Source organism: Eubacterium sp. ER2 (genome assembly GCF_000765215.1).
Classification (GTDB): Bacteria; Bacillota; Clostridia; order Lachnospirales; family Lachnospiraceae; genus Claveliimonas; species Claveliimonas intestinigallinarum.
Genome location: NZ_JPJE01000058.1, coordinates 1 through 1018, shown reverse-complemented (window position 1 = coordinate 1018; position 1018 = coordinate 1). Strand labels below are relative to the sequence as shown.

1 protein-coding gene is annotated in these 1018 nt (G+C 48.2%); it reads left to right on the top strand.

The features are described from left to right. On the top strand, positions 1 to 914 hold a 914-nt coding region (locus tag NI21_RS0115320; protein ID WP_033127082.1), incomplete at its 5' end, for an IS110 family transposase. Positions 915 to 1018: the final 104 nt, after the last annotated feature.

Sequence of the window (1018 nt, the reverse complement as noted above, 5' to 3'; positions counted from 1 at the left end):
ACTCTTTTATCGTTGCCGATTATGTCCGTGCCGGACGGATCAACATCGAGCCCTGGCGCGGTGCCCAGTATCTTGCCCTGCAGCGTCTCACAAGGCAGCGCAGGCACATCAATGAAGCGATTGCCAGGGAGAAGAACTATGTCCTGAACAACGTCTTCCTAAAGTTCAGTGAGTTTGCTCTCCTCAGCGGCGAGGAAAGCCCTGTTTCCGATAAATTCAGCGCTACTGCCGAAGCAATCCTGACTGAGTACAAGACTACGGAGGATATCGCCAATGCCCCTTTAAAAGAACTAATCGACTTTATCTCCGCTTCCGGACATGGCAGGTTCTCTGATCCGGATCAAGTGGCCAGCCTGCTTCAAAAAGCAGCCCGTAACTCTTACCGGTTGGATAAGGCACTGTATGAACCGATCACCACATCCATCGCCTGTTCCTTTAACTGCATCCGTGCTTTTGAAAAAGAGCAGAAAGCTCTCGATAAAGCCATTGCCGCAACGGTCGCAGGGTTAAATCCTACGGAGTACCAGATCCTGAAATCCATTCCGGGGATTGGACCCGTTTATGCCGCAGGGATCCTTGCTGAAATAGGGTCTGTACGCTGTTTTAACAGCAACAACGCCTTGGCAAAATACAGCGGCATCATCTGGAGAGACAACCAGTCCGGTGAGTTTGATTCTGAGGACACACCGATGATGAAAGCAGGGAACCGATACCTGAGATACTACCTGATCCAGGCTGCTGGCAGTGTGGTTAGATACTGTCCGGAATACACGGATTACTACAACAAAAAATTTGCTGAAGTTCCCAAACATCAGCACAAGCGTGCACTCGCGTTGACCGCCCGTAAATTAATACGTCTGATTTTTGGTCTGCTGGACAAGAATCAACTCTACTCTCCGGCAAAGAGTAGGTAATCGTATACCGAACTTTTTTCTTGCGGTTTTGTCGCAGGCCTATTTGTTGTACCCTTTTTTATCTGTTTTCATTGAAATCTTTTTTTATCACCTCTTGACATATC